Genomic DNA, 10,401 nt, shown 5'->3' with positions numbered 1-10,401 from the left:
AGCATTTACGCTATAAACTCCGGCATCTGTTTTGTCATTATCTTGATAAACCACCGTGGCATCACTTGCCATACCAGTTACTCCTATCGATTTTGCTGTGCCATCATACGTAAAGATACCATCTGAAAATACCAATCCTGTTTGAATCGCTTTGTCAATCGCAAGGGTTACCGAAGCACTTGCTGCTGTATAGTTTGTTGTTGCTGCTGCACTTACTGTAATCGCATAACTTCCTGCATCCGTATATCCTTGTGATGGACTATATGTTAAAGTAGTCTCTGAATGATTTAAACTAGCTATTACATTTTTAAGCGTTCCATCATAAGTAAATGTTTGAACTGCTACTGCAGTTATAACACTCGTTGCCTTGTTGATCGTTAAAGTTGCATTTAATACAGCATCTTGATAATTTGGTCTTGATACTGTAGCATTTACGCTATAAACTCCGGCATCTGTTTTGTCATTATCTTGATAAACCACCGTGGCATCACTTGCCATACCAGTTACTCCTATCGATTTTGCTGTGCCATCATACGTAAAGATACCATCTGAAAATACCAATCCTGTTTGAATCGCTTTGTCAATCGCAAGGGTTACCGAAGCACTTGCTGCTGTATAGTTTGTTGTTGCTGCTGCACTTACTGTAATCGCATAACTTCCTGCATCCGTATATCCTTGTGATGGACTATATGTTAAAGTAGTCTCTGAATGATTTAAACTAGCTATTACATTTTTAAGCGTTCCATCATAAGTAAACGTTTGAACAGCCTCTGCGCTAAGGATACTTGTTGCCTTATTGATCGTTACTGTAGCTGTTAACACTGCATCTTGATAATTCGCTCTTGATACCGTAGCTTTTACACTATAAACTCCAGCATTGATTGAACCGTTGTTTTCATAAACCACCGTAGCATCATTTGACATACCGGTAACTGCTATGGATTTTGCTGTGCCATCATACGTAAAGATACCATCTGAAAATTCCAATCCTGTTTGTGTTGCTTTATCAATCGCAAGGGTTACCGAAGCACTTGCTGCTGTATAGTTTGTTGTTGCTGCTGCACTTACTGTAATCGCATAACTTCCTGCATCCGTATATCCTTGTGATGGACTATATGTTAAAGTAGTCTCTGAATGATTTAAACTAGCTATTACATTTTTAAGCGTTCCATCATAAGTAAACGTTTGAACAGCCTCTGCGCTAAGGACACTTGTTGCCTTATTGATGGTAAGTATTATCTCTTTTTCGGCAGCCAAGTAATTCGCATTTTCTGCTACACTTGCTTTTAGAGTTACTGTCCCTGCATTTACTAGAGTGATGTTTTTACCCGATAAGTTAACTTCTCCAGTTCCTCCTGCAACAACACTATACATAACTGTTGCTGATGAAGTTGAGGTTGCTGCTAAATCGAACGCTGTATCGCCATAGGTTTTTGTAAAATCTGCAAAACTAATGGTTGGTGTTGCTTTTAATTCTGTGGCAAAATTCCAAGTTGTTTTATCTGAAATTCCCGCAAAATTATTATTGGCTATATCTTTAAACGCGGTACTGCCAATTTGCAAATAATAGTTCTTACTTTTTAGGAGATTTGTGGTTGGGTTAATGGTTACCACATTACCTGTAATAGACACATTGCCGCTTGTAGCAGCTATTGTTTCTACTGTAGCATCATTTGATGCATCGTGTACTGTAATATTACCTGTTCCTTTTACAATGCTTTCATTAAAAGTAAGTGTTAAATTGCTAATTGGTGATACTCCTGTGGCATCATCTGCTGGACTTGTACTTGTAATTGTTGGTGCAGTAATATCTTTAACACTAATCGTAAATGACTGTGTCTTTGTTGCTTTACCATCCGAAACTTGTAAAACCACATTATTGTCTCCTATATCTTCAGCAGTTGGGGTACCTGTAAGCTTAAAGTTTGTTTGTGTTATTTTTCTGATTCTATTATTAAATTGATCTGCAACATAGACAGTGCCTGAAGCATCGACTGCAACTCCGTAAGGACTTTTAAATTGTGCTGCTGTACCAGAGCCATCCGCAAAACCATATGTGCTTCCTGCTAAAGTGGTAACTACACCATCAGGGGTTATTTTCAATATTTTTTTATTCAAATCTGTAACATAAACATTGTTTTCAGCATCTAGAGTAATTCCATAAGAAACATTAAAATTACTACCAGTATCAGCTAGACCAATTTCCGCTAAAGTGGTAACTACACCATCAGATGATATTTTTCTGATTTTATTATTAGCAATATCTGCAACATATAGGTTGCCCGCAGCATCTATAGCAATTCCATTAGGTCTATCAAATTGCGCTGCAGCACCTGTGCCATCTGCAGAACCATAAGTATTACTTCCTGCAAAAGTTGTAACCACACCATCAGGGGTTATTTTTCTAATTCTATGATTCTGAGAATCTGCAACATAGAGATTGCCCGCAGCATCTACGGCAATCCCATTAGGTTGATTAAATCCTGCCTCAGTGCCAATACCGTCTGCAAAACTATAAGCACCTTTTCCTCCTGCCAAGGTGGTGACTACACCTTCAGGAGTTATTTTTCTGATGTTACCAGCATCTGCATCTGAAACATAAATGATACCTGAAGCATCAATGGCAATTCCAACAGGATACTTAAATTGCGCCGCAGTACCCGTGCCATCTGCAGAACCTATTGTACCTCCCGCCAAAGTCGTAACCACGCCAGCAGGTGTTATTTTTCTAATTCTACGATTACCAGAATCTGCAACATAGATCGTACCTGAAGCATCTATGGCAACTCCTTGTGGAAATTTAAATTGTGCCGCAGTACCCGTACCGTCTGAAAAATCACCTGTACCACTCCCTGCCAAGGTGCTTACGGTTGTTGTACTTGTTAGTGTTAACCAACTAGGCGAAGTAGTTGCCGTAACAATTTGGCCATCGCCATCGATGTCGTTGGTTGTTATGGTATACGAATAGGCTGCGTTTTCATTTACGCTGGTTACAGGTACCGAGGTAAATGTTGGTGCTACATTGGTTTTTGTAGCAAAAGACCAAGTTATTTTATCTAAGATTCCTACAAAATTATTATCTGCCCCATCTTTAAACGCGGTAGCAGCTATTTGTATATAGTAGCTTTTGTTATAGGCTAAATTTACTGTTGGGTTAATGGTTACCATCTTATCTGTAATAGACACATTGCCGCTTGTAACAGCTATTGTTTCTACTGTAGCATCATTTGATGCATCGTGTACTGTAATATTACCTGTTCCTTTTACAATGCTTTCATAAAAAGTAAGTGTTAAATTGCTAATTGGTGATACTCCTGTGGCATCATCTGCTGGACTTGTACTTCTTATCTTTATCGTTGGCTCTGTTTGCAACTCATACGCACCAAGATCTATAATAGCTGGATCAGGAATTCCTACAAATAAACGTGCGTTTCCTGCTAAATCTTTATCTGTAGCTAAAGTACCTGTGTATAATGAATTATCTCCTGAATTAATTGTTGGGTTTGTACTATCGTTTTTTAAACTAAAATCTCCATTAGTTGGGTCGTTAAAAATGTTTGCTTCTGTTAAACCTGTAGCATTTATATTTCCATCAGTTGTTTCTGATTTACCTTTTACTAAAGAGTAGTGTGCTGTATATTCTCCAGAAATATCATCCCAAATAATACTGTTTTTAAATGCAACCGTTGATTCACCTTCACAACCTACTCCATCTAATTGACTTTCTACTGTCGCTCTATTTCCTGCAAGCGTCACATTAATTAGCGTTGCATCAGATTCATCTACATTATACATTCCGCTACCTTTTGTAGTGGCACTATTATTTAATATAGACACATTGAGAAGCGTAGCAGAAGAATGAAATTGATTTGCCATACCACCACCATCTTTTGCTTGGTTATTTGTCAGTGTGACGTTGGTTAAACTTGGTGTAGATTTATAACTAAATATTCCTCCACCAGATTCGGTACAACTGTTTTCTTTTATACTAAGGTTTGTGTAAAAAGGTGCTGATTCTGAATTGTAGATACCTGCTCCAGAACAACTATAAACTTCTTTTGTATTTATCAACAATGCAGGTGCATTACTATCTGCATATCCTGAAGAAATTGTGAAACCATCTAAACGGGCAATACCAATATCACCCGCACTTACCATAACATGATAAGCATTATCTGCCGTAGCATCAAGAATACCTAAATCACCACTCAAGATTGTCTTGTTTGCCGTTAGACTTAAATCTCTCTCAGCCAAGGTGTTTTCTGTACCTGCAAAACCACCATAGAGTTGCACGTTATTTACGAGTAGAAACGAATTATTTCTGCCATCACTTACAAAATTTTTACCATCTTCTGGACTGTACATTGGTTTATAAGTACCACCTGAAACCCAAATTTGTAAAGGAGTACTTGTAAAATTTGTCTTCTTTTTGTTTGCCCAAACTAAAGCATCTGCTAGTTCTGGAACTGCATTTTCCCAAGAGTCACCAGTTTTATTACCAGCTGTAACATTCTTGTTTACATATACAATATTATCTGTAGGCGTAATGTTTATTGGTTCTGCTTGAAACTCATAAGCACCAATATCAATTTTATCATCGTTAGACAAACCGTCAAATAAACGGGCATTACCCGCTAAATCTTTGTCTGTAGCAATTGTACCTGTGTATAAAGTATTATCTCCTGCATTGATTGCTGGACTAAAAGCATTTAAACTGTAATCTCCGTTTGCGGAATCTTTAAAAATGTCTGTAGCTGTTAAATTTGTAGTAGTTGCAGCGCCAGTATTGTCATAACTTTTGTCTGCTATGATACTGTTTTTATATACTGGAGAAGAAATACCATCATAAACAGTTCCTGTGATGATGGAATTGTAAACTTTTGGAGAAGAATTACTATTATACATACCGCCACCAGAATTAGCAGTATTTCCGCTAAAAGTGGTATTGGTAATTGTTGGAGAAGAGTCATAACTATTATACATACCGCCACCATAATCGGTAGACCTATTACTGCTAAAGATACTATTGATAATTGTTGGTGAAGAATTATCATAATTATACATACCGCCACCTAGAGATGAAGTCGTATTCTCGCTAAAAGTACTATTAATAATTAATGGAGAAGATTTATAATTAACCATTCCGCCACCTCTAAATCTATAGATACGTATACTATTTACGGTTAAATTACTAGATCCATTTCCAAGTCCATCATTAATGGTAAATCCATCTAAACGAGCAGTACCAACATCGTTTATGCTAATTACTACGTGGTAGGTGTTATCTGCAGTATCATCAACAGTACCTATATCTCCGCTTAAAATTGTTTTATTAACGGTTAAACTTAAATCTCTATCTGTTAACAAAGTTTCTGTACCTGCAAAACCACCGTACAACTGCACGTTGTTTACCATTAAAAAGACATTGTCTCTACTTTGGTCTGTACCAAAATTTACGCCATCTTCTGGGCTATACATTGGTTTATATGTACCACCAGCAACCCAAATTTGTAAAGGTGTTGTGGTAAAATTTGCTTTGTTATTGTGCGCCCAAATTAAAGCATCTGCTAATTCTGGGATGGCATTTGCCCAAGAATCTCCTGTTTTATTACCTGTTGCTGTTTTGTTTACATATAAAATACCATTTGTAGGGGTAATTTTTAATGGTTCTGCTTGAAATTCATACGCACCTAAATCAATTACATCTGGGTCTGGTGTTCCTGCAAATAAACGGGCATTACCCGCTAAATCTTTGTCTGTAGCAATTGTACCAGTGTATAAAGTATTATCTCCTGCATTGATTGCTGGACTGTATTTGTTTAAACTGTAATCTCCGTTTGTTGGGTCTTTAAAAAGGTCTGTAGCTGTTAAATTTGTAGTAGTTGCAGCTCCAGTATTGTCATAACTTTTGTCTGCTATGATACTGTTTTTATATACTGGAGAAGAAATACCATCATAAACAGTTCCTGTGATGATGGAATTGTAAACTTTTATTGAAAAAGTATCATTAAACATACCCCCACCATCATTTGTAGCAGTATTTCCGCTAAAAGTAGAATTGGTGATTGTTGGTGAAGAGTTATTCTTATTATACATCCCTCCACCACTTTTAGCTGAAGTATTTCCGATAAAAGTGGTATTGGTAATTGTTGGAGAAGAGTTATTATCATTATACATACCCCCACCATTATTTGTAGCAGTATTTCCGATAAAAGTGGTATTGGTAATTGTTGGAGAAGAGTTGTTATTATACATACCTCCACCTCTAATTCTAAGAACATATTCATTATTGACTGTTAAATTCGAACTTCCACTCGTAAACCCACCAGTAACGGTAAATCCATCTAAACGAGCGGTACCAATAGCGCCTGTGCTAATTACTACGTGATAGCAATTATCTGTATTAACATCAATAGTACCTATATCGCCACTTAAGATAGTTTTATTAGCGGTAAGACTTAAATCTCTATCTGTTAACAAAGTTTCTGTACCTGCAAAACCACCATACAATTGAACATTATTTACTAGTAAAAAAGCATTATCTCTACCTTGGTTTGTACCAAAATTAGCGCCATCTTCTGGGCTGTACATTGGTATGTATGTACCACCTGCTACCCAGACTTGTAAAGGTGTTGTCGTAAAGTTTGCTTTGTTGTTTTGTGCCCAGACCAATGCATCTGCTAATTCTGGGATGGCGTTTGCCCAAGAATCTCCTTCTCCAGTAGTTATAGCATTTTTATTTACATAGAGAATATTGTTGGCATCTGGTTTTATAAAAATAGCGGCTGCACCTGGTGTACCTGTCATTAATAAATTATTACCATAATTTTCATGTACATTTGTTCTAATATCTCTTGGGTCTGTAGAACTAGACCAGTTTGCTGCTACATTATTATCAAAAGTTACGTCACGTAATTCTATGGAAGGACCATCACCATCAGCTCCTGTGGGCCAAGGAGTATTATCATCATAATTCACATAATCTACAACGCGAGATAAGTTATCTAATAATTCAATATCTTCTCCACCATTACTTAAAGATCCTGACGTCCATTGCGCATCTGCAGTACCATCACCAAAAGCCTCATCTAACTTAGTTGCATTTATTGCAATCACAAAATATTCTCCTACACCAATAGAACCTGTAGTAAATGTATGAGTAACCCCTTGAGAAAAAGTATATCCCGTAAGGTCTACTGTAGCTGTTCCAGCATTATATAACTCTATATATTCATATACATCTATACCTGATTCTGGTGTATTGTACATTATTTCACTAATAACGATGTTTGCTAGAGGTTTTGGGGTAGTAAAACTCCAAGATGTTTGGTCTGTAACCCCTGCAAAAGTATTGTCTGCTGCATCTTTAAATGCGGTGGCTGCTATTTGCACGTAATAGCTTTTATTATATGCTAAATCTGTGATTGGATTGATGGTTACAACAGCATTTGTAATACTTACTGCTGCTGTATTTACATCGATTGCCTCTACAACGCTGTCATCTTCAGCATCATAAATGGTTATATTTCCTGTACCTTTTGTTACGTTTTCACTAAAGGTTATTTCTAAATTACTTGCTAATAAAACGCTTGTTGCATCGTCTGTTGGAAAAAGTGAGCTTACTGTTGGTGCAACTGCACTTGAAATAACTGTGGTTGTATTGTTTGATGCTGTGGTAGTTCCATCATTTATATCCACTGTAAATGTAGTCGTTTCTGAAGTCGTTGTTCTGTTATCTGTTGGGTTAAAAGATAAGGCTCTTAATTTTGTTTGTAAGTCCGCAGGCGTAGTACTAGCAATTGTATAAGGCCCTGTACCTATTAAATAGGTACCAGTTAAAACACCTTTAGCATTATTATCTAATGTAATGGTTGCAGAAAGATTGTCTCCATCTGCATCTGAAGTTGTAATGGTAGAAAAAGGAGATACTGTAGCATTATCATTTACTGTCTGCCCTGCTAATGTTCCAGTTATTCCTGGAGCTCCGTTTGGAACAACAGAAGCAAAATCAAAAGAAAAAGGAGAAGTTAATGCAGTTGCGTTAGGATCAACTTTATTCAGATAACCTGGAGCTGCATCATCTTCCATATCTGCCATCATAAAGCTTTTTAAAGGAGTTACTGAAGTAGCTAAAGCAGAGTTATTAGCAAGAAGGTATATGGTCCCGTCTGCTGGTGATCCATTTACTTGAACAGTTATCATTGTTGTATTTGTTGCTGCAGATGGTGCTGATATGATAGCTGGGGTTCCTAAAGTTTCAGTAATTAAATAGCCATCTATAGTTGGTTGTGCAACATCAGTCCCATTAAAAAAAGTAGCACTTGCTCCGCTTCCTAATGAAGAAGTAATACTTAATGTTACTCCATCGGGCACTATAACAGTAATTCCGTAACTCTGTATAACAGTAGCGAAGTTGTTGGCACTTGCGTTTGGTACAGCTGCAATTGTAAAACTATTTGTGCCATTGTTTACCAATGTGTATGTGTATCCATCCTGGGCTTGTAAAACACCTGTTAAAAAACTGAATATTGTAACTAGTAAAAAAGTAATTTTTTTCATAATTATAGTTTATTAATAATGAATTTAATATGTGAAATAATATTGTTAATTTGTTGTTTTTAATTGTTTAATATTGCTATCTATTTCTATTAATTGGTCATTGTAAAATAACCATACTAATCAAAGTAGAATGCCTGCAAGTAGGATAAAAAAACACCTACTATTTTTATATATTTTATTTGAAACATCACGCTAAAATCTAATTTTAAAGGGTGTTTCCCTATTTTAAAGCGTTACAAAAACGTTACAATGTTCAAACACTTGACTTACAAATGTTTATATGGTCTTAAATTCATTTATTTTCTAATATCTTAAGCGAAATTGCTTGATTTTTATTAGAAATTTGGAATTTATAAACCCTATAATCTGTTCAAAATGACTTTTTACAATTCAAAATCAATTTATTTAATTAGGTCTTGTTAATAAATTTAAAACAGAATGAGAAATATGAAATCTTTACTACTTTTGGCTATACCTTTTTTAAAAATATTGAACTAACAAAAGACTACTTAATAGTGTGAGTTTTATTAAACAAAGAAAACTGATAACTTCTTTTTTTACATTTAAGACATTCATATCTTTTACTTTTTGATAATAATTTTTGTAGAAATGTTCTCTTAACTCTAATTTTTAAGTGAGGTTTACAATTAGGGCAACTCATATTTTTTAATTCTATATATAGGTTCTATTTACTAAGAATATTACAAAAGTGATGAAGTATTATTTTGTGATATAAAACAAACTTGATTCTATTTTTTTGCTAAATTGTATAAAAAAGTCTAAATATTTTAAATAGGAGCGTTACAAAAACGTTACAATTTATAATTAACAGAAAAGTCATTTAAAACATCGCTTAAAATCAAAATGATGTTTTTTAAATAGTTACTCTTTGTTACAGTATTAGGTTTGAACGTAGGATAAAATGAAAAACAATAAAAGTTATATAATCAGGTAATTTTGATTTTTTTAGCAAAAAAATGCTCCAAAAATTATAATTGACTTTTTTATAAAGCCAAATTTTATCTAAAAAAACCTTGTCTACTTCTCTTTACAATTTTTCTCATTTTATTCTGCACAACTCAAAACAGAAAAGACGCTTACATAATTATTTTTAGTTCCGATAAATTAATTCTAATCTTGTAGTAGTATTTCTAAAATTTACACTTTTTTTTGGGTAGCTACCCTTCTCTTTTTTTAATATCTATAACTAAAGTTCTATTTATTTTGTTATTTTAGACCATAGAAATGAAATCTAATATTATCTACATAAAAAACATGGTTTGCCTGCGTTGTGTGGATGTGGTAAAAGAAATTTGTGAAGATTTACAGATCTCTATTCAACATCTTCAATTAGGGAAGTTAGAAAGTACTACAGCAATAAATGATGCTTTAAAATTGGAATTGGGGAGCCGTTTAAAAGAAAGAGGTTTTGAGTTGCTAGAGGATAAAAATCAAAAAATAATAACGCAGATTAAAGCCTTAATAATTGCACAAGTACATCACTCAAAAGAACCTTTACATATCAATTTTTCAGATTATATTTCTGATGAATTACATCATGATTATGCTTCTCTTAGTAGGCTTTTTTCTTCTGTAGAAGGGATTACTATAGAACGTTTTATTTTAAAACAGAAAATAGAACATGTAAAAGAATTGCTTTTTTACAAAGAATATACGCTATCAGAAATTGCTTTTCAAATGAACTATAGCAGTATAGCACACCTTTCCTCTCAATTTAAAAAAGAAACCGGCATGTCACCATCTCAATTTAAAAAAAGGAAAGATCCCAATCATCAACCTTTAGATTTGCTTTAGGAAAAGCATAATTATGCAAATAATCGT

Annotated in this window: 2 protein-coding genes; one reads left to right on the top strand and one right to left on the bottom strand. The window is 34.7% G+C overall.

Going from position 1 to position 10,401, the window contains the following annotated elements; genetic code table 11:
* Positions 1 to 8,559: Ig-like domain-containing protein (locus MC378_RS06610; RefSeq protein WP_242177959.1), on the bottom strand; the 8,559-nt coding region annotated here is incomplete at its 3' end.
* Positions 8,560 to 9,804: 1,245 nt separating this feature from the next.
* Here MC378_RS06610 and MC378_RS06605 point away from each other — a divergent pair.
* Positions 9,805 to 10,374 carry a helix-turn-helix domain-containing protein gene (locus tag MC378_RS06605; protein ID WP_242177958.1) on the top strand — a complete coding sequence of 190 codons (570 nt, stop codon included), beginning with the start codon at positions 9,805 to 9,807 and terminating at the stop codon, positions 10,372 to 10,374.
* Positions 10,375 to 10,401: the final 27 nt, after the last annotated feature.

This window comes from Polaribacter marinus (assembly GCF_022662535.1).
In the GTDB taxonomy this organism is placed as follows: domain Bacteria; phylum Bacteroidota; class Bacteroidia; order Flavobacteriales; family Flavobacteriaceae; genus Polaribacter; species Polaribacter marinus.
Note: the sequence above shows the minus strand (reverse complement) of the source record. Positions and strands in the feature narration are given on the sequence as shown.

Coding starts and splice junctions, on each gene's coding strand:
- MC378_RS06605 (WP_242177958.1), top strand. CDS start 9,805: ATGAAATCTAATATTATCTACATAAAAAACATGGTTTGCCTGCGTTGT.